The organism is Shewanella maritima (assembly GCF_043643735.1).
GTDB classification, from domain to species: Bacteria; Pseudomonadota; Gammaproteobacteria; order Enterobacterales; family Shewanellaceae; genus Shewanella; species Shewanella maritima_A.
The window spans coordinates 405917-426370 of sequence record NZ_JBHZSM010000001.1; the positions used below are offsets into that span (position 1 = coordinate 405917).

Here is a 20454-nt window from a genome sequence, read left to right on the forward strand (position 1 = left end):
AAATGATGTCAAATAATCATAAAGCAATCATCATTTAGGCTTACTTTTACAGTCATTTTTCGAGTACACTCTTTGCTCATTTATTCCCGAAGCCAAAGTGCAAACTGGAGAATTCAATGGGATTTAAGTTAACCACGAGCTGGCAAACATCACCGAGTAATGAAGGTGAGTTTAATCGTGACCACCAAATTGAATTTGGTAGCGGCCAAGTAATCCAAGCCTCATCAGCGCCGGAATACAAAGGCAATGCAGAAAAAATCAATCCTGAAGAAAACTTACTTGCGGCATTGTCATCGTGTCATATGCTCACGTTTTTGGCGATTGCCCACTTAAAACGTTTACCTGTTGCAAGTTACCAAGACAATGCTTGTGCTGAACTCGGCAAGAATGGCGCTGGGAAAATTGCTGTCACTAAGATGTGCTTACAGCCTGAAGTGGTGTTCGCAGAAGGTGTTGAAGTCAGTGATGAAGTCATTGACCGTATTCATCAAAAAGCGCACGCCAATTGCTTCATTGCCAATTCGTTAGCGTGTGAAGTAGAAATCAAATACTAGGAAATTAAGTAACTGGCCTGTTCGCCATTGTGCCCGCAGCCAAATAACTTATCCGTATTACTTAAAAAAATGCCTATGTCGACACATAGGCATTTTTTATTGTTCACTCTTTCTTCATCAGAACTTGTGCACTATTTTGCGACGATATCGTCAGCTTTACCCGTTTCAGGGATAGGTAATGCCTTCAATGGCGTTATAGGTTGCTGGATCAACTCTTGTTTCAAGTAGCTGATTGCCGCTTCCAGTTGCGCATCGTGCCCTGTGAATGTTGCATAAGGTAAATTATCAACTTCAATGTCCGGCTCAACTCCATGACCTTCAACTACCCAGCGGCCATCAATAGCATATTGCGGGTATTCAGCCACGCGCGCCATACCTTTGTCAGTGAGTGAATTACGGCCTGATAACCACACTCCAGCCCCCGCAGTTTGCTTACCAATTAATGGCGCTAAGCCTAACGCCTTAACACCTGCAGAGAAGGTTTCACCGTCTGAGTAGGTCATTTGGTCGGCTAAAACCACTAAGTGACCTCTAAAGGTTTGTTGCATATTGGCATGGCTACTACCGTGTGTTGGCTGCCAAAATGCCCAAGCTTTGCGTAAGAGTTTTTCAATGATCCAGCTATCAATGTTACCCCCGCGGTTACGGCGCACATCAATAATTAAGCCTTGCTTGTCGTAGTTTGTATAAAACTCACGTGCGAAGTTTTCAATATCATTCGCCCCCATGGCATACAGGTGTAAATAACCAATATCGCCTTTACCTGCTTGGTTCACTTTGCTGGCATTGTGGTAAACCCAGTCACTATAGCGCTTGTATGCATCATCGCGGTGACTGTATGGCACAACAACAGTATTGTGTTGGCTGCGGCCTCGTTGCAGGGTTAATAACACTTGCTGCCCAGCCTGATTGCGAAGTAATTGCGTCACATCTGCGACATTCTCAACCGGTTTATTGTTGATGGCGACAATAATATCGCCTAAACCAGCATCGACACCGATTTTAGCCAATGGTCCTGCAAAAGCAGGTAATTCTGGGTCGCTTTGGTAGATGTGATCAATTCTCACGCCTTTTTTCGTTTGGGTTAAACGTGCGCCCAAAGATGCAGGTTTAGGCTGATTAGGATCTTTGCTGATGTCTCCCCCACGCACTTGCGAGTGCAGTGAGTCGAGCTCTCCCATCATTTGCTCAAAGATATCATTGAGCTCACTACGCTCGGTTAAGCGGGTCAATAATGGTTGATATTTGGCTTTTGTTGCTTGCCAATCAAGGCCACGCATATTGGTGTCATAAAACGAATCTCTGTGCATTAACCATGCATCTTCAAACATTTGCTGCCATTCAAGTTGTGGCGATAAATGCAGTTGCCATTGACTTGTATTCACTTTGGCATGGTCTAGATCCTTTGGCATTTTATCGCCCGCTGGCACAATCAGAATTTGCTTAGCATCACTTTGCTTTTTCAGCATGAGTTGTTTGCCATCTTTAGCAAGTTCAAACTGGCTAACATCACCCGCAAACACTTCTGCTTTTGGTGATTGGTTGGTCATTTTAACCGTCATCAACTGCGTTGCTTCACCTTGATCGTCAAGCATATACAAACGATCTTCAGTCACTTTTAATCCGTAAAAGTTACCTTGTGCAACTGGCACTTGCCATAAGCGTTCACTGAGCCCTTCCCACTCAAGTTTTACCCGTGACGCTTCCTCACTATCACTGTTATTTGCTGCTTTCGATAATTCAGTTTTAGGCGCAAATGGGAACGTGGCGTTCGGGTCTAAGGCCAGCGCATATATTTCGGTACGCTTATCAAAAACAGGCCCCATATTGCGGTCGCCCCATGGCGAAGTTGGTGTGGCAGTAAATGCACGGTTTGATAAGAAATACAACCATTTACCATCGCGACTAAAGCTAGGCGAATAGGACTCATATTTATCGCTGGTGAGCGCAACTTCTTTATCTTGAGACACAGAATAAAGCACAATTTGAGGACGTTGTTGGCCAATTTCGGATTTAGTCAGCGCGATGTAGCGGCTGTCATGTGACCAAACTATATCTGGGTACTCACCTAAGCCTTCACCGTTTTCAATGATTTTATTGTTGCGCCCTGTTGCAGTATTAAGCAACCACACATTGCCATGATAATCGTCGTGGGCAATATACTTACCATTGGGTGATAAATGTAAACCTGTGCGAAGCGTCTTACCGTCTTTAGTTAACTGCTCAGCAGCGTTTTGGCCGTTAACAGGGTAGCGCCAAATTTCTTGCTCACCAGACGCATCACTAATGGCATACACAAAATTACCATCATCGCTGAGTACCGCATGACGCACCCGCGCATCTTTTGGTGTGTTAACTTCAATTAAGCGACTGCCATCATGAGTCGCTACAACGATATGACTTCTGGCGGTAATGACGACTTTGTCACCTTGATGGGCAAACCTTACTGCAGTGGCATAATCCATCGGGTTATTCACCCACTTCTCACGACGATGCGGAAAATCGGACGTTAATTTTATGTCTACAAGGCTCGTGGTATTTGCGGCAATGTCATAGCGTTTAATATCGGCACCTTGTTGGAACACAATATTACCATCATGTAATTGCGCATCTCGTACTTGCCAGTCAGTAAACTGGGTATGTTGAATGAAATCCCCACCCGTTAATGCCATTGACCAGATGTTGTCATTTCCAGATCTATCCGAAATAAAATACACGCGTTGCTGCGATACCATAGGTTGACGAACAGAACCTTGATGTGCAGATGTCAGTTGCTGCGCTTCTTGTTCGCTGCCTAACTTGTAACGCCAAATCTCACCTTTGGCTCCGCCGCGATACACTTTTGCGTTATCACCACTGGCTTGTAGGCCAAACTGGGTAAAGTAAACGTATTCTCCTTGACTGTCGATTGCGCCTTCAATGGCATCAGCAAGCGGAATATCAGTGACCATCAAATTATCAGGATTAACGGTTTTCAATACCCAATAGTTAGCTGGGCCAAACGCATTGTCAGTGGAATACAGCACTTGACCATCATGACTCCAACCTTGCAAGCGCACGCGGCTATTTTCAAAGGTCACACGTTTAGCGACACCACCATCAATGCTGATGACATACACTTCTTGTGCACCATCATAATCGGCAATATAAGCAACCCACTTGCCATCCTTTGAAATACTCGCATCGATTTCTTGTGCATCTTGTGTCGTTAGGCGACTAGCCGTTGGCGAGGTTAACGAGGTTTTCCACAAGTCGCCTTCAGCAGTAAAAATGACGGTTTGGTCATGAAGGGCTGGGGCGCGGTAGTAACCTTGGCTTGGATCAGCTAACACACTGGTAGATGTTGAAAAACAACCTAATGCCAGCAATACACTGGCGACGGAATGGCGAAGTTTCATGCTTTACATTCTCTTAACTGTAGGGTGAGATTAATTAACCCACGTTAACAAAAATTACCGACAGGTGTCAGTGTCAAAATGTATCCAAAAGTATCTCAGCTAATGAAAACTAAAAGAAAATTAAAAGAAAAGTAGCGCTGAGGGGTGAGGTTTTTGAGCTTTGACAGGCAAAGCACCTTGGATCACTGTGCGGATAAAGCGGCAAGTGGTGTATTAACAAATAGAATAATGGTTATTTTGGCTTTGCATTCTGCCAAACGGATTGCACTTCCTCTGGGGTCAACGCTCGCCAATGAGATTCAGGTAAATCGCCAAGCTGTATATTGCCAATGGCAAAACGATGCAATCCAACCACAGGGTTACGAAACCGGCCAAACATACGCTTTATTTGATGATATTTACCTTCTTGCAGCTCAACAATCGCTTGATGCTCAGAGACAATCTTCAATATTGCAGGTTGAGTAGTGATGTCTTCGAATTCGAAATACATGCCCTTAGCAAAGCCAGATACATAAGATTCATCAATTGGGTTGGCTAAGGTGACCAAATAATGTTTGCTGAGCTTAGCTTGCGGTGACATCAATGCTTGCGACCAACGAGCATCATTGGTGATTAACAAGGCGCCGGTTGAATGTAAATCTAACCTACCTGCAATATGCAGCATATCTTGCGCTTGTATACTTTCATCAAGTAAGGCCAATGCTGTTGGGTGCTGCGTATCTTTGGTGGCGCTCACTACGCCGTCAGGTTTGTGCAGTAAATAGTAGCAAGGACTGCGTTGCTGCAATACTTGCCCATGGCATACAACAGTATCAAACTCATCAATCTGCGTATCGGCGGCAAATACAACTTGCTCATTTAACACAACATGGCTTTCTCGCATCCATTGACGAACACGCTTTTTAGGCTCTTGTAAGTGCTTGGCAATAAACTGATCTAACCGGCCACGCTTAGCCATCTTGAGTACCTTTCATCCAGCGAGGTTTGAGTTGCGCCATAGAATACCTTACTCTGTAGGCGGACCCATACCACTTTATTTTCACTCATCCATTGCCATTGCAATGCCTAGTGATCCGCCGAAGCGGTATCTATGTACAAGGAGCATCATGTTTTCGCAGCCTGTCATCTCTCAATTGCGTTCAGGAATGACCACCTCTGAACTAAAGCAAGCCATTGCCTCATTGGATCAATATTTACAAGCGCATATTTTGGATTACTCCATCAATGAAACCCTCGTCAAACGTGCGAAGTTCTTTGATGAATTGTTGACGATGCTCTGGCAGCAGCTGCAATTTAATGAGCTGAGTATTTCACTGAATGCGGTAGGCGGTTATGGCAGACAAACATTGCACCCATATTCAGATATTGATATCTGCATTATTCACTCTAAGGCATTAACGAAAAGTGAAGCAGAAAAAGTCAGTCTGTTTTTAACTCAGCTTTGGGATCTTGGCTTAGATTTAGGTCATGGTGTCAGAACACTAAAAGATACTCACAAAGCCTGTAAAGAAGATGTCACTATCGCAACCAGCTTGCTTGAAATCCGTCATTTAGCAGGCAATGTCGATCACCAATACCATGTATTAGATGCCTTATATGGCAACAAGCTGTGGAGCAGTCAAAACTTCTTCTCTGCAAAGAAACTCGAACAAGAAGATCGCCATACCAAGGCTGGCGGCACAGCTTATAGTATTGAGCCGAATTTAAAGAATAGTCCAGGTGGCATACGAGATATCCAAACCCTGACATGGGTTGCACGTAAACACTTCAGTGTGGCTGATATGCACGCCCTTAGAAGTCACGGTTTTTTCACCAATGATGAATATGCCGAATTGATTGAGTGTCGCAATGTGTTGTATCGGGTCAGGTTTGCGCTGCACCAAGTGGCCAAGCGCCCAGAAAACCGGATGTTATTGCAGTACCAAGCTGATGTTGCGGAAATAATGGGCTTTGGTGAAAGTGACGGCAGTAATATCGCCATCGAAAAAATGATGCGCCAGCTGTTTAGAGCCATGAAGCGTATTCGTGAACTCAATCAATTGTTAATGGCCTATTTCGAACGGGCTATTTTGCCGAAAAAGTCCATTAAAACTACCCCGATTAATGAGCAATTTGAAATTGTCGATAACCACATTAACGTGTGTCACGATGATGTATTTATTGACCGTACTCAAATCATGGCTTTATTTGAATTAATTGCTATCCACCATGATAAAATTGTCGGCATCTCGCCAGAAACATTGCGCTTGCTAAGACAAGTTCGTCGCCGTTTAATGGCTGACTTACAAGATTTCGCGGCTTGTCGTGCCAAGTTTTTATCCCTGTTTAATCACCCTCAAGGCATGGGATTAGCAATTTCTTTGATGCACCAACACGGTATTTTGTCGTCGTATTTACCACAATGGCGCGGCATTGTCGGCCAGATGCAATTTGATTTATTCCATGCCTACACAGTGGATGAACACACTCATAAAGTACTGAAAAACATCTACCGCTATGACAATACCCCTTCGCAAGAAGACGCCAGTAATTTAGATAATGCCAGCAAATTGGCTAGCGATATCTACAAAAAAATGACCAATAAATCGACACTGTTATTTGCGGCATTATTTCATGATTTGGCAAAAGGCAGAGGTGGTGATCACAGTGAATTAGGCGCTGTAGATGCCAATCAGTTTGCGTTATTTCATGGCATAAAAACCTCCCAACGTCAGCTAATATGTTGGTTGGTTGAGCAGCACTTGTTGATGTCAATTACCTCGCAGCGCATGGATATCAGTGATCCAGACATTGTCACCCGGTTTGCTAAAGCCGTGGGCAGTCAAACCCGATTAGACGCTTTGTATTGCTTAACCATTGCCGATATTCAAGCTACCAATGATGATCTATGGAATGATTGGAAAGCCTCATTACTTAGGGAGTTATATTTTTCTACCCGTAAAGCACTGCGTAATGGTGTAGAGAATATTTTGCAACTGCGTACGCTGGTTAGAGAGCACAAACAAGAAGCCCTATCTGTGTTATGCCAAACTGGCGAATGTGAAGCCCAAATAAAAGCCTTATGGCAACCATTACCGATTTCATTTTTCAGCCAGGCAGAAGCTGACGATATCGCAAGATACACCCAATCCTTATTAGCCCATAAACAAACCTTACCCGATACCAATAACCCCTTTGATACGTTGATTACGATTGATGATGTGGTGGTGAAAGGTTGTAGTGATGTGTTTGTTTACACCAAGGATAGAGCAGGACTGTTTGTTAAACTTTTCAATACTTTATCTGCTTTGAAAATTTCGGTTAATCAGGCACAAATTTCACGAACTAAAGATGGATATGTGGTCGAATCTTTTAAAATACTCGATTTTAATGAAAAACCCATAGCCTCAGCACAGCGACGTGAACTGATTGTAAACAAGCTTAGAAGTGTATTAGATAACAATGCCAAACCACCGAAACTGCGTTTATCAAGACAACACCAAAGCTTTGATAATCAGCCTAATGTGGAGTTCTTATATTCACGGCACTCAACCCGCAGTTTACTTAATGTCTCAGCATTGGATACACAAGAGTTCATGGGTCAAATTGCCAGCGCGTTCCGCACAATGGATTTAAACATCCACAGTGCCAACATTAGCACCGTGGGCGAAAGAGCCGATAACGTATTTTTGGTGTCCAATCATCAAGGACAACAACTATCGGCAGAAGAACAACAGCAATTAACCGATCTACTGATTAACACCATCAGTGATAATGAGACAGCTGCTCATTAAAGTAAGCAATAAATTAGGATTTAATGGTAAGCATTGGCATTAATAGTTAGGCCTTTATCATTGTCTCTATCATTACTGGGGGTATTAATATAATCCGAGACAATTAGTAGCCGATGTTCAGTGTTGCTCATATTATTCAGTGTTGCTCCTATAGGTTTACTAACCAAGCGAGTGTACCTGTATGAGCAATGCTAAAACTCGTCCAAGTTATTTCCCCCTGTTAACACTTCATTTAAAGCATCAGTAAGACATTAGATTTCAGCGGTACTTGCCTTACTGACTGGCTATGCGACAATACCGCAATTGTATGATTAAGAGAGCTAGAACGTGACCACGCAGCCACCATTTAAAACTGAATTCACCATAGATAAAGCCTACTTTGAAGAATGCTTTGATCAAACGGCTAACCAAACTACCGAACCAAAAATGTTTACTAAAGCTGCAATTTTCGGCGTGGTAGGTTTAGCTCTCATTACGGTGATAGGCTCGAATGCATCCGCTGAAAACCGTGAGATGGTGTATTACCTTGGTTACTTTGCCATTGGTCTTGCGGTATTAGAGTTGTTAAGTATTAAATTTAAACGTACTTGGTGGCTGTGGCGACAACAAATGAGTAAAGCTGCCAACAATAAGGTCACTGTAACTATTGATGAAACGGGCATTCATAGTCAATCGCAATATGTTAACCAAATGGTCAATTGGCAAGATGTGTATCGGCTACATGAATCAGAGGTCGGCTTTACCCTTCAGTTAAAGCAAACCCAAAGTTATTTATCTAAACGTGGACTGTCTGAAGCAGCCTGTGATTTCATACGTCAAAAACTCAAATAAGCGTATTAAAGGATAACTTCCAGCACGTCTTAAAGCAGGTCTCGATTAAGAGAAAGTAATCACTTGGAATGTGAAAATGTCGCCAAAATGCGATCAAAATCGCTCGCAGTGCAAACAATTTTAGGCTAAGTTAATTCAACTTTTAAGTTCTCATTAGAGGAACACTATGTTTGTTTGCACTCAGCGTCACACTCAATTTTCAATACACCGCCCATTGACATTAAGCTTGTCAGCCTTGATTTGTAGTGCAGGGTTATTCTTGAGCTCCCCTGTATTTGCTATGCCTAGCGCACCACAAGCCACGGTCGCGGATTTAGCAAGGGCATGTGAACAATTGGCCAGTGAAGAACGCATACATAGTGAAGAGAAAGCACAATTTATCTTAGAGTGCGTGAATGACCAGCTCACGGAGCTAGGATATGCACGGATCAATTCGCTGTAGTTCTAGCATTAGCTCTAGTAATAACACCAAGCACTACTGCTAGAGCTAAAAATAAAACTAGAGCTAAAGCTAAAAGGCTTGGCAAAAGATTGCCAGTGACGCTCCCGTCGATACAAACCAAGTTAGCGAGCGAGCATTGCTTTTATCCATCAAGTACAACACATGGTAAAGCACTCTCGCAGCAACATGGGTGATGGCCAGCATAGAAGTAGTCTGGTTGACGCTCTCGCTCACCATCGTCACTATGCAGGCGATGCCAAAGATTAATAACGACTCAAATGCATTTTGATGAGCAGCCAATGCCCGCGCACCAAAGCCCTGCAATCTAGCTTGTTGCTCTCTAGGGTGTTGATTGTCATAGCCACCTAAGGCAACCATCGCCTTTGCGACAGGCACTTTGGCAATATATGGCAATAACATGGCAATCAGTAAGCAAATTAATACCGTTTGCATTCATTCTCCTTTAATGATTTTTATTATTTACCGATATAGGTAATATCACTGATCAACTACTAGCGTTCGTCAGTTCTGAATCAAAACCAATCGTTACTACTATCGCAATAAAACCTATTCATAATAGCAATTAATCTATCACGCCGATCTTTTTGTCCTTGGAAAATCAATAGTCAAAGAACGGGGTTAGTTAAAAACAAAGGCAATGTGAATCCAACAATAGTGTGATCTACCAATGATTGATTATATCGATACCTTATACGCAAACAGTCCAATTGTTAACCATAAGTAAACAAAACCAACTATCAGCATACAGCGTTATGTGATGCCGCCACCCCTTGCGTTTTAATTCATCAATGAAAGAACTAACTAGGCAGTTATTAGTGCGACTGCACATCGTCCCAGAAGAAGCCTGTGTTTAAAACATGCTTAATCAGTATCTTATGATATTTTATAAAAATTATGTCAACGGTAATCGTAAAGCCCTGATGCTGAATGAAAGCACGTCAAACTAATCTCAGCTTAGAAAAGCTTACAATGAAGACTGCTCTTATCAAAGATGCCCTCACCTAAATGTAAAACCTTTGACATACTTGTTAATTACTTGTTAACTTAGAGTCCCAGCTCAAAATACCACTAAAGTATGGGAAGAAATTAAGGTTAATTCTTCCTCAAAAATGCTAAAGCGGAGGAGTCATCAATACCATGTTACTGCAAAGGAAGTTCAGTTCTACAGGTATTGAATTGAGTGTTATTAGCAATAATTTTCAATTTAAGAGGATGCACCCAAATGTACAAAAAATGGATTCCAGTATCATTGCTTCTTTTTAGCTTGCCAGCTTCTGCTAAATCACTCCCCCCGATTCTTGACTTTTTACCTAGTTGCTCACCGATAGTGATTGAAGGCATTTATGTCGAAAAGAAAGTAACTGGTAGCTCTAATCAAAAATTTATTGAGAGTAGTTTCAACGAAGTACGTAAAAAAGCTAAAGAGAAACGTGTCGATGCTGTGATCATAACCAACCTTATCCAAACGGATAAATTGATCATTACGGCTGACTTAATCGATTATTGTGACGATGATGATAGCTTGTCCTCAATCAGTACCGCTTATAACCAGTTAAGCCGTAAACCGATTATGTTTGAGCGCAGTCGCACTGCAAAAACAACAAATACCCGAGTCGCATCAACTAATAAAGCCAGCAGTGCAAATAAGCGTGTTGCAAAACCGGTTAATCCAACGCCTACGCCTTATATAAAAACAGCTCGTGTTACCAGCAAGCCAAAGCCGGCTCCGGTTCAACAAACTCAATCTGCGTCAGCCAAAGCGAGTACCATCAAACGCTCAATATCACCATTAATGACAGATCTTGAGTTAGCGAAACTGGCTGCAAAAGCACAGATACCGAATACCAATGTCACCCTATCAGGCGCATATGGCGTAAACATCAACAATTCAAAACAATTTCTGCTGAGCGTATTAGGTCCAGCTAGCGCTGAGTTTACTCTCGATGCAAAAACAGAAGCGTGGCTTTATGGGCGCGACCTCTGGTTTTACATTGATAACGGTAAGGTGAAGAAGATTACTTATAAAGAACGTTCGTTGCTGAACTACGAAGGCAAGAATGCCATTCTTTATGATGAAGACTTTGACAACACGTGGTTGATAGACGACAAGGCTCAGTTCCGTGATGATGTAAACATAGTCACTCAGAAGTTAAATTACTTACAGCAAAAATCGACATCTGAATATACAGTTTCTAATCATAATAACTTGTTAAAATTAGACTTTTCTGAGTACTCATCTTATAACGATGATAAACCAGAGCTGTTACTCAGTGGATTTACTTTCCACTCGCGTGATTATTACAAAGACAACATGAAGATTGAATACTCGATCCTTAATGACCATTTATTAGACGATATTCTTGTGCCTAACGGTGGCAAGCCAAATATCAAAATTCAAGATGTTGTGGCGCAGTATGTACCGAATATCATTAACTACTCAAGCGATGGTAGTTGGGAGATTTTGTCTAAAAACATACGTGTGAAGCATGAAGACAGCAAAATCACCCAAGTGAAGCTGTCTGAGAGTATCAATCACCCGGTTGAGTCTAATCAAGAGTTCTTAGATTTCCTCAACCAAATTAATGTTCCTGCCACGCGTGAAGCCATGTTGAACTACTATGGTTCTCAAGCTGAAAGTTGGTCTGAGGTCGTTGAAGTGAATAATGATAGTTATGAATTAAAAGCGGAATTTGAGTCTGAAGATGACGATGCCATGCTAGTGTCATTAGAGGTGCAGTACCTGTAACAGCTCAAGTGCGAGTGTTATCACAAAAATTGTACGTAAGCCCTGAATTAACCCTCAGGGCTTTTTAATGTGATTGTTCAATCCGGATGTCATCGTGCCTTATCTATCGCTTCACACATTGCTTTCACGCCTTCAATTGATCGCGGTGATGCGCGATGAATAAGATCTGCATCAAGCTGGTAGATATGTGCATTAGCCACGGCGGGCAATTGCGGCCACGCCTGCCAATCAATACCTAAAATGTTGCCCTCATCTTGTGACTGCACAATAACTTGCGCTTGAGTCAGCAACACATTTTCGATACTTAACTGTGGATATTCAGTGGCTGCGTCGTAAAACACATTCTCACCCTGACAAACCTCAATGATATTCTGAATCCAACTGCCTTTCGCCACCGTCATTAAGGGAGAAGACCATAATTGATAAAAAACTTTCACAGGCACTTTTTGCTGATGTGCTGACTTGATGCTTTGTAGCTCGCTAAGGTATGTATCAGCCGCTGTTTGCGCTTGCGTTTGATTAGCTGTCAGTTCACCCAATGCAATAAGGTCATCAGCGACTTGTGCTAGGTTTTTAGGTGATGAATCATAAACTGTAAAGCCTAAGTCGATTAGCCGATTAATATCATCAAGCTTATTACCACCTTGCCACACAACGACCAAATCAGGATTAAGTTCAACAATACGTTCAATCTGCACCCCATAATAGCCGCCAATTCGAGTAATAGATTTAGCTTGTTCAGGGAAATCGGCATGCTCAGTGGTCGCCACTATTCTATCACCCACACCAATAGCAAATAGCATCTCTACACTGTGAGGCGATAAGGCCACAATACGCTGTGCGCCTTGATTTTGCGCTACTTTAACTTGCGGTTGAGATTCTTTGGCAAACGCTGAATTCATGCCCATCGCGAAACAAATAACGATCAACAATGAGATATATAAATTTTGAAACACTGAGATACCTTTTTATGTGTAGCATGACAACAGCAAGAAAAACTACTGCTAGCAATAACAAGCATGAATACAACAGATTGTACATCCGCAACACTGTTTTTAATACTGAAGAAGCTTCACGGCGCATTGATACTTTAATCGCTAAATCAGCGTCAGCTCATACATCAACAATGGCACTATCTAAATGGATGACATTTACTCAATCAGGTCATTCTGTGCAGGCCAGCCAAATTGCTTGATGTACTCCGTTAAGTTTTTAGGTCGATAGTTAACATCCTCGTCCCAACGCTGTTTAACTGTTTTATGGATGAGTATTGGGGCAATGTTTGGATCAAGCGCACGATAATATTTGCGCTTCAAGCGATAAAAGCTCCTTCTAGACGAATGTAATTTGGCATAGGGCGCCCAAACTAAGTTATCTCGCAAGTGTGACTCGATATCTAAGCCTGCATTGATGCACTGATGAATTAACCATATCAAAGCATTGTCAGACAGCATTTCGCCATTGGCGTCGGGTAAGTAACTCCCACCAATATTGCTGTGTGCGCCACTAAACCATACTTGCTGCATATCTGTCACATGACTAGGTTGCCAAATGGTCGGCTCAAAGTCTTGCCTATGTTCGTCAATGGCTAAAGCATGTCGTGCGACTTTCACATTACGGCCAATTTTGGTGTCGTAAAACTCATCTTTATCCGCAAACAAACCAAGAAAGGAGCTAGGGATCCCCATCGCCCCCACTGTGTCCCACACACCAACAAATGCAATTTCACGACTGTCATGGCTGTGTTGCTGGCGAAAGTGAATAGACTTATCACCCTGAGGGGCATATGCGGGAGCTTGGGTCTTATAGTGATCAAATGCTTTTTGAATGAGCTTCGCATCCGCTCGTTTGACAATGCCACAATTATTAATCAGCCCAGACAAGCAGCGCACAGTGTACGCACCACGACTAAAACCAAACAAAAATATTTCATCGCCAGCGTGGTAGTTCTGCACCAAATAGCGATAACAATCCATGATATTTTTATGCAGCCCTCGGCCTGTCGCACCAGCAATTACGCCATCATGGTAAGAGCCAATTCCCCAATCATAAAACACTTGTTGAGCCGTGCCATCATGTGCGATGGGACTTATTGCCCTAGCAAGACGCAGTACATTGGTTGCCTGATCTTTATCAAGATCTTGTTCAGGTCGATTCCAAGTACCATCTGCGCAAATTACAATCCGCTTTTTCATTGTCCTTATCACTGTCATTGCTCCATGCCGTCAAATAGTAAGCGTAATTCATCTACCAAAGTTAAGCGCTAGACTAATGGCGTATTTTTGATTGTTATCTCAGCCTTTACACTAAACAATCATCTAAAAAAATTATATAGGGGCATGGCATGTTTCAAGCTAACGATTCAGTACTTATGGTGGTTGATGTACAAGGTAAGCTTGCGCAAATTATGCAGCAAGCTAATGGCTTGCAGCAGCAATTGAATGTGTTAATTCAAGGTGCACAGTTGTTTGACATCCCCATTATTTGGTTAGAACAACTACCTGAAAAGCTTGGGAAAACTACAGCCGATCTGGCCAACCTTTTAGAAAAATCGACCTCCCCTATTAGTAAACAGCACTTTAGTGGTTGGCAGAGTGAGCAAGTGCAACAAAAGCTAAAAGAGTTAAATCGGCGTCATATTATTCTTGCTGGCATAGAAACCCATGTATGCGTTTATCAAACCTGCCAAGATTTACTCAGAAATCACTATCAAGTTCACGTAGCAGCTGACGCGGTATCTTCTCGCAGTGTTGACAATAAAGTACTGGGAATTCAAATGATGATCAACCAAGGGGCACAGTTGACTAATGTGGAGTCACTCTTGTTTGAGCTGCAGCATGAAGCTACTGGCGATCGCTTTAAATCATTAATAAAACTGATAAAGTGACGTATTTCACCTAACATATTTTGACTCTTATATGGATGAATTTATGCCAAAGTTTTATCAAGTTATCGTGATATTTTTACTAATCCATTTACCGATTAGTGCTGCACAATCGAAACCATCCGATTTACAAATAAGTCAGTTAACTGAAAACTTGTATCTACATAAATCTTACCAACTGACTGATAGTTTCGGCCTAGTCAGCTCAAACGGTTTGATTTATATCGCAGCGGATCAACAGTCAGCCTATCTGATTGATACTCCATGGAGTGAAGCCGACACAATTAAGTTAGTTGAGTGGCTAGATGAACAAGGCTATGAGCTCAAAGCGAGTATCTCAACGCATTCACATGATGATAGAACGGCAGGAATGGGTTATTTAAATAGCCTTGGTATTAATACGCATGCCTCAACGCTCACCAATCAGCTGTTAACTCAACAAAATAAACCCACCAGTGTCAGCAGTTTTAATGGTAATAAACTTAACTTGCTTGATGAGTATGTCGAGGTCTACTTTGTAGGCGCCGGACACACTATTGATAACTTAGTTGTGTGGTTTCCTAAAACTAAGCTGCTATACGGCGGGTGTATGGTTAAAAGCATCAACAGTAAGTCTTTAGGTTATATTGCAGAGGCAGATTTACAAGCATGGCCGCAATCAATTGCCACCTTGAAGCAACAGTTTGGGCAGGCCAAACAAGTCCTGCCTGGGCATGGGAAAATAGGTAATACCGAGTTACTTACCCATACTCAAAAACTGCTTAAAGCACATAAAAGCATCAATCAATGACATCTTCAATCAAAAAAATCATCGACCAAAAACAGATTAAAACTCATGACTGAGTTTGCTCAGCCCGTTGTTGACGCTTTAGTTTGTAGTGTTGCTTGGTGGAGATATAAATGGTTTTACTGACTTCACAATATACCTTTGATTTATCTTTATTAGTGAGTTGTGTCAGCTTAATAATATTAATTTCTTTCTCACTCTCCACACGCTCAATAATGTCCTGCAATTCTGAATCTGTATAAACAAAATCGGCATATAGCTCCTCTCTTGCTGGCGCTTTAAAGGCGATTTCAGCTGATTTATCCCACACAATATATTGGTTATCGAGAATATTAATCAGCTGCACCATAGGAATTGGGTCGACAGCTGAAAACATACTGCCACCAAAAATTGAGCCGACATAGTTACGATTGCGATAACTAATAGGTAAGCGCATCTCAACTTTATGAAGGTCTTTAGACACCTTGGTTATTCTGCCTGTGCTGCGGCGATACATGGGCAACCAATTAAACCCATATTTAAATAAAGTATCACGGCCAAATATCTTGGGGCCAACTTTGGCAACCTGCTGATAAATCGTCATCAAAAAACACTCCATGTAGAATTAAAACACTTGTTTAAACCTAATCAAAACAGTGGCAAGAGTAAACGATTTTCGAAATTTAGATAAAAAATGTCTGAACGAGACTGATTAGAGCTGTTAACAGCATAGCCTTAGGGTAAAATAGCCCGCTTTCTAGGGGGAACAGAGTAAAGCATGAAAAATAATGATGCGTGTTTTAATCACTTTGAAGCAAGTGTTGAGCATATTCCCTTGCCAGATAAGTTTACCTTCCCGTTTTACTATCAAGCGCATCCATTGTGCCAATTAGCTGCGCAACAGCTGCAAGCCACCCTAGAGCAAAACCCATGGCAGCATAACTTTGGTTTACACAATACTGATATACAAGCTGACGCCATTGGCAAAATGTTTGGCGTATTAGTGGTAAAAGATAACCAGCAAAAGCTCGGCTTTTTGGCGGCTTTTTCAGGTAAGTTAGCTGATGCTAATCATCAAGCTCCCTTTGTGCCGCCCGTTTTTGACATGCTGCATCAAGACAGTTTCTTTACCCAAGAATCGGCTGAAATCAATCAAATTAATCAGCAAATAACCCTGCTTGAACAAGATGAACATCAGCGATTTTTACAACGCACTTTGATTGAGAATACCCAGCAAAGCCAGCAGCAAATTCAAGCTATGCAACGATCAATGGTAACGCAGCGTAAGCAACGTAAACAGCAGCGCCAACAAGCCCAACAACAACTTTCACAAGCACACATCACCCAATCTGAATTTGATCAACTGTCTATCGAATTGAGCCGTCAGAGTGTGCAGCAAAAACATCAGCTCAGTCAGTTAAAAGCGCATTGGCAACGAGAAATCAGCACGATTTCGGCAAAAGTCGCTGAGCACGATGCGCAGCTGGTTAAATTAAAACAAACGCGTAAGCACTTATCACATCAACTGCAACAACAGCTGTTTGCCCAGTATCGATTTCTCAATGCTAATGGTGAGATTCAGGATTTATCTGCTATTTTTGCCCAAAGCCCTAATCAGCAGCCCCCGGCAGGCGCTGGCGAATGTGCTGCACCCAAATTACTCAATTACGCCTATCAGCATGATTACCAACCAATTGCCATGGCCGAGTTTTGGTGGGGAAAGCCGCCTAAATCAGAAGTAAAGCAGCATCGAAACTTTTACCCAGCCTGTCATAGTAAGTGTCGACCTATTTTAGGCCATATGCTTCAAGGTTTGGATGTTGATCCCGATCCGCTACTTATCAATACTGCAGCAGATAAAGATATTGAAATTGTCTATCAAGATGATCATATTGTGGTGATCAACAAACCAGCAGACATGCTTTCAGTGCCAGGAAAACAGATTGCTGATTCAGTGCAACTGAGAATGAAACAGCGCTTCCCTGAAGCCACAGGGCCATTAATTGTACATCGTCTCGATATGGCCACATCAGGTTTGATGGTGATTGCACTTTCAAGTGCAGCCAATAAAGCATTGGTGCAACAATTTATTGAGCGTACTATTGAGAAACATTATGTCGCGTTAATTGATGGTGTGCCTTTGCAAAGTGCGGGTGATATTGATTTACCGCTAAGGGTTGATTTAGATGACAGACCCAAACAGCTGGTTTGTTATGAACATGGCAAAACGGCTCAAACCCATTGGCAGTTAGTCAAAGTAATAGCCAATCAAGCCTTGCTGAACTTATACCCCAAAACAGGTCGAACTCACCAATTACGCATGCATTGCGCACATCATCTTGGGTTAGGTATGCCTATTGTAGGTGATGATTTATACGGTAAACAGGCTGATAGACTGCACTTGCATGCCAAGTCATTACGCTTTCTCCACCCTCATAGCAAACAACAGATGCACTTTGAGGTCCCTGCAGCATTTGAATAGCCGAACGCATCTTAATTCAAATCCATGATGATTATACGTTGAGGCTTGTAGAGTCATTGAAATAGAATCATTGAGAATGACGTCATGGAGACTGTATATCAGCAAATTGTGCACGGGTAAGCGAGGCAAGATCGCCAGGGGCAAGTTCAATTTCTAGGCCGCGTTTACCCGCACTGACATGTATAGTTTCAAACTGCTGTGCACTGGCATCAATCACGGTTGTGAGTAATTTCTTTTGCCCTAACGGACTCACTCCGCCCATCACATACCCCGTACTTCGCGATACCGCTTGTGGCTCAGCCATTTGTGCTTTTTTTGCCCCGAGTGCTTTTGCTAATAATTTAAGATTCAGCGACGTCGCCACAGGCACGATGGCCACGACTAACTGTTTTACATCAACATTCACTACCAATGTTTTAAAAACCTGTTCAGGATTTAAACCCAACTTCTCTGCAGCCTCTAAACCATAGGATTGCGCTTGAGCATCATGCTGATATTCATGCAACTGGTAGTTAATGTTACTGCGCTTAGCAGCCATAATCGCTGGGGTCATGAATCCTACACTTACTATCGAGTGTTAATGAATAGCTGCTAAGTTAAACGTAAACTCATTTGTTAATCAACAGACTGAAAAAATAAAAAATGCACATTCAGGTCCTTTGCAATATACCAAGTTTAACAGTGAAACCTGTCGTTAAAACTACATCACAACGTCTTTTATTAGTCATAATTCTGAAATAAAACACCAACGAAACGCCTCTCAGATCACACTTTACAACATAGTGTTTCTTTATTGAACAATCAATTAAAACAATACTTTACATAGAAAGTCCTTTTCGTAACATAGCCAACATCATTCGAATCTAGGTTTAAAAATGTCTACAAATGAACCATCAACGGTGAAAGAAAAGACCATCGATAATAGTGCCCTCAACATCTTTATTAAACAGCTCAACGAAAAGGTCACTAACTCTGAAAATATTGAGGCCGTTAAAGAGTCTCTTGATGAGGTAATCAATTTTCCACATCAAATAAAGTTCAACAATATGGGGTTAATTCTTACTTGGATTGGTGCCATTTTGTTTGGCTGTGGTTATGTCTACTTTAAATTCCAACAATACAGGCCGCAATTTGACACACCAGACTTTGTGATTTTAGGTATTTGTTTTGTCACCTTCTTAACAGCACTAGGCTTTATTAGTTCGCGTAAGGAGAAAATTAAAAAGCTATCGACCTTATTTCGTAATGAAACCCTAAAACATCTCTACCGTTTGGAAGATTGTGACAAGAGCTTTCTTGCTGAAGCAGACAATAAATATGCTGACTTTCAACGTGGTAACCACTCACGTGCTGTGGAATGGGGTAAAGACATTGATTTTAACTCTCCAACGGGCTTGTTACGTGCCTCGATAATTCATCACCACTATGTTGATAAACGTGTTGAAACTTACACAGACTCGAAAGGTAAAACCAAAACCCGAACTGTGTATGATCATTACCACCGTGAAGGGGTCATTTTCCCACCCATTAACAAAACCAACTGCCTAGTGATCAGTACAATTCGTACCTCAAATCGCTGGGGAGATTCTTACATGCCGGCATCGAAAGAGTTTGAGCGTTTATTCTATGTACAAGCAGACTCTGAATTCACTGCTGCTAAGTTCCTAGAGCCTTCAGTGGTAATCGCTTGTGAAGAAGCAGCCAAACAAATCGACAAACTCACCATTGAATTTGCACAAGATGGCAGCCTATTGATTAACCAAAATAATGCCAATTTGCTTAACCCTGCAATGGATTTCGACATCACAGAGCCTGAGAAATTTAAGCATGAACTGCTAAACGATACCTCGCTATACACAGTTAATCGAATTTTTGGTTTTGTTAGCCAAATTATCCAACATACCGCTCCATCACATAAATTAAATAAGGAATAACCATGGAATACAATCTCATTATTGTAGGGGTCGTCGCCCTCTTCATTGGCTTAACTATCTTAGCCAAATATAACTTAATCGTTAGAGAATATAACTCAGTGACCCGTGGCTGGGCGGACGTGTTGACCCAAGAAAGGCAACGTAGCCGCATCATCCCTGAGCTAGATCGCGTATTGCAAGATCACAAAGATTACGAAAGTGAATTATTGCCAAAAATTACTGCATTACGTCAAGGTATCAATGCATTAGAAGACAATAACATTGATACAAAGCTACAAAGCGAAGTCGACAAAGCCTCGCAAGATTTAATGAAAGGCATTAATGTTGCTGTTGAAGCATACCCAGAGCTGAAAGCCTCTGAGTCGTTTTCAAAGTTTATGTATGAAATTACTGAGCAAGAAGAAAACGTGGGTGCAGCAGTACGTATCTTTAACCAAAATGTAGCTCACTTTAACTCTTGCATTCAGTCGTTCCCAAATAACATCGTCAATGCAATGATCAACAAGAAAAAAGTGATTGAAGTCTTTACTGACTCAAAAGCCGCTGCTGAATTTGAATATAAGCCGAACTTCTAAGTTACCTAAGCTAACGATAAAAAGCACTGAAGCGAGATAAGCATTCAG

17 protein-coding genes are annotated in these 20454 nt (G+C 41.9%); 10 read left to right on the forward strand and 7 right to left on the reverse strand.

Annotated features, from left to right (window positions below; genetic code table 11):
* Positions 1-116: 116 nt before the first annotated feature.
* Positions 117-554 (forward strand): OsmC family protein, encoded by a 438-nt coding sequence (locus ACHUGF_RS01700; protein WP_394129039.1) that lies wholly within the window; start codon positions 117-119, stop codon positions 552-554.
* A gap of 131 nt (positions 555-685) precedes the next feature.
* Here ACHUGF_RS01700 and ACHUGF_RS01705 read toward each other — a convergent pair whose 3' ends face one another.
* Together ACHUGF_RS01705 and ACHUGF_RS01710 are read right to left on the reverse strand one after the other, a co-directional pair.
* Positions 686-3952 carry a S41 family peptidase gene (locus ACHUGF_RS01705; protein WP_394129040.1) on the reverse strand — a complete coding sequence of 1089 codons (3267 nt, stop codon included), beginning with the start codon at positions 3950-3952 and terminating at the stop codon, positions 686-688.
* A 232-nt stretch (positions 3953-4184) separates the two neighbouring features.
* A complete protein-coding gene (locus ACHUGF_RS01710) occupies positions 4185-4910 on the reverse strand; it encodes a 16S rRNA pseudouridine(516) synthase (RefSeq protein ID WP_394129041.1) in 726 nt (241 codons plus the stop codon).
* Positions 4911-5058: 148 nt separating this feature from the next.
* Between ACHUGF_RS01710 and glnD the strand changes: the two genes are divergently transcribed.
* The 3 genes from glnD (at position 5059) to ACHUGF_RS01725 (ending at position 8998) form a co-directional block, all read left to right on the forward strand.
* Positions 5059-7725, forward strand: coding sequence for a [protein-PII] uridylyltransferase (glnD, locus tag ACHUGF_RS01715; RefSeq protein ID WP_394129042.1), 2667 nt, complete (start codon positions 5059-5061; stop codon positions 7723-7725).
* Between the two features lie 327 nt (positions 7726-8052).
* Positions 8053-8556, forward strand: a complete 504-nt coding sequence (locus tag ACHUGF_RS01720) for a YcxB family protein (protein WP_394129043.1) — start codon at positions 8053-8055, stop codon at positions 8554-8556.
* A gap of 166 nt (positions 8557-8722) precedes the next feature.
* Entirely contained in the window at positions 8723-8998 is a 276-nt protein-coding gene (locus tag ACHUGF_RS01725) for a hypothetical protein (RefSeq protein WP_394129044.1), read from the forward strand.
* A 69-nt stretch (positions 8999-9067) separates the two neighbouring features.
* Here the strand turns inward: ACHUGF_RS01725 and ACHUGF_RS01730 are convergent, their stop codons facing one another.
* Complete coding sequence (locus ACHUGF_RS01730; protein ID WP_394129045.1) at positions 9068-9451, reverse strand: MAPEG family protein; 384 nt, start codon at positions 9449-9451, stop codon at positions 9068-9070.
* Between the two features lie 790 nt (positions 9452-10241).
* On the opposite strand from ACHUGF_RS01730, the gene ACHUGF_RS01735 reads away from it, so the two are divergent.
* Positions 10242-11765, forward strand: coding sequence for a hypothetical protein (locus ACHUGF_RS01735; RefSeq protein ID WP_394129046.1), 1524 nt, complete (start codon positions 10242-10244; stop codon positions 11763-11765).
* A gap of 89 nt (positions 11766-11854) precedes the next feature.
* Here ACHUGF_RS01735 and ACHUGF_RS01740 read toward each other — a convergent pair whose 3' ends face one another.
* Positions 11855-12667 (reverse strand): cobalamin-binding protein, encoded by an 813-nt coding sequence (locus tag ACHUGF_RS01740; RefSeq protein WP_394129132.1) that lies wholly within the window; start codon positions 12665-12667, stop codon positions 11855-11857.
* Between the two features lie 249 nt (positions 12668-12916).
* Entirely contained in the window at positions 12917-13960 is a 1044-nt protein-coding gene (locus ACHUGF_RS01745) for a DUF2235 domain-containing protein (protein ID WP_394129047.1), read from the reverse strand.
* A gap of 149 nt (positions 13961-14109) precedes the next feature.
* Here ACHUGF_RS01745 and ACHUGF_RS01750 point away from each other — a divergent pair, with 149 nt between their 5' ends.
* Together ACHUGF_RS01750 and bla are read left to right on the forward strand one after the other, a co-directional pair.
* A complete protein-coding gene (locus ACHUGF_RS01750; protein WP_394129048.1) occupies positions 14110-14652 on the forward strand; it encodes a hydrolase in 543 nt (180 codons plus the stop codon).
* 43 nt (positions 14653-14695) lie between these two features.
* Positions 14696-15439 carry a subclass B1 metallo-beta-lactamase gene (gene bla, locus ACHUGF_RS01755; RefSeq protein ID WP_394129049.1) on the forward strand — a complete coding sequence of 248 codons (744 nt, stop codon included), beginning with the start codon at positions 14696-14698 and terminating at the stop codon, positions 15437-15439.
* 43 nt (positions 15440-15482) lie between these two features.
* Here bla and ACHUGF_RS01760 read toward each other — a convergent pair whose 3' ends face one another.
* Positions 15483-16019, reverse strand: coding sequence for a DUF4442 domain-containing protein (locus tag ACHUGF_RS01760; RefSeq protein WP_394129133.1), 537 nt, complete (start codon positions 16017-16019; stop codon positions 15483-15485).
* A gap of 174 nt (positions 16020-16193) precedes the next feature.
* Between ACHUGF_RS01760 and ACHUGF_RS01765 the strand changes: the two genes are divergently transcribed.
* Positions 16194-17897: an RluA family pseudouridine synthase gene (locus tag ACHUGF_RS01765; RefSeq protein WP_394129050.1), complete on the forward strand. Its 1704-nt coding sequence runs from the start codon at positions 16194-16196 to the stop codon at positions 17895-17897.
* An 82-nt stretch (positions 17898-17979) separates the two neighbouring features.
* Here the strand turns inward: ACHUGF_RS01765 and ybaK are convergent, their stop codons facing one another.
* A complete protein-coding gene (ybaK, locus tag ACHUGF_RS01770; RefSeq protein WP_394129051.1) occupies positions 17980-18450 on the reverse strand; it encodes a Cys-tRNA(Pro) deacylase in 471 nt (156 codons plus the stop codon).
* 322 nt (positions 18451-18772) lie between these two features.
* Between ybaK and ACHUGF_RS01775 the strand changes: the two genes are divergently transcribed.
* Complete coding sequence (locus ACHUGF_RS01775; RefSeq protein ID WP_394129052.1) at positions 18773-19831, forward strand: hypothetical protein; 1059 nt, start codon at positions 18773-18775, stop codon at positions 19829-19831.
* A gap of 2 nt (positions 19832-19833) precedes the next feature.
* A complete protein-coding gene (locus ACHUGF_RS01780; RefSeq protein ID WP_394129053.1) occupies positions 19834-20406 on the forward strand; it encodes a LemA family protein in 573 nt (190 codons plus the stop codon).
* Positions 20407-20454: the final 48 nt, after the last annotated feature.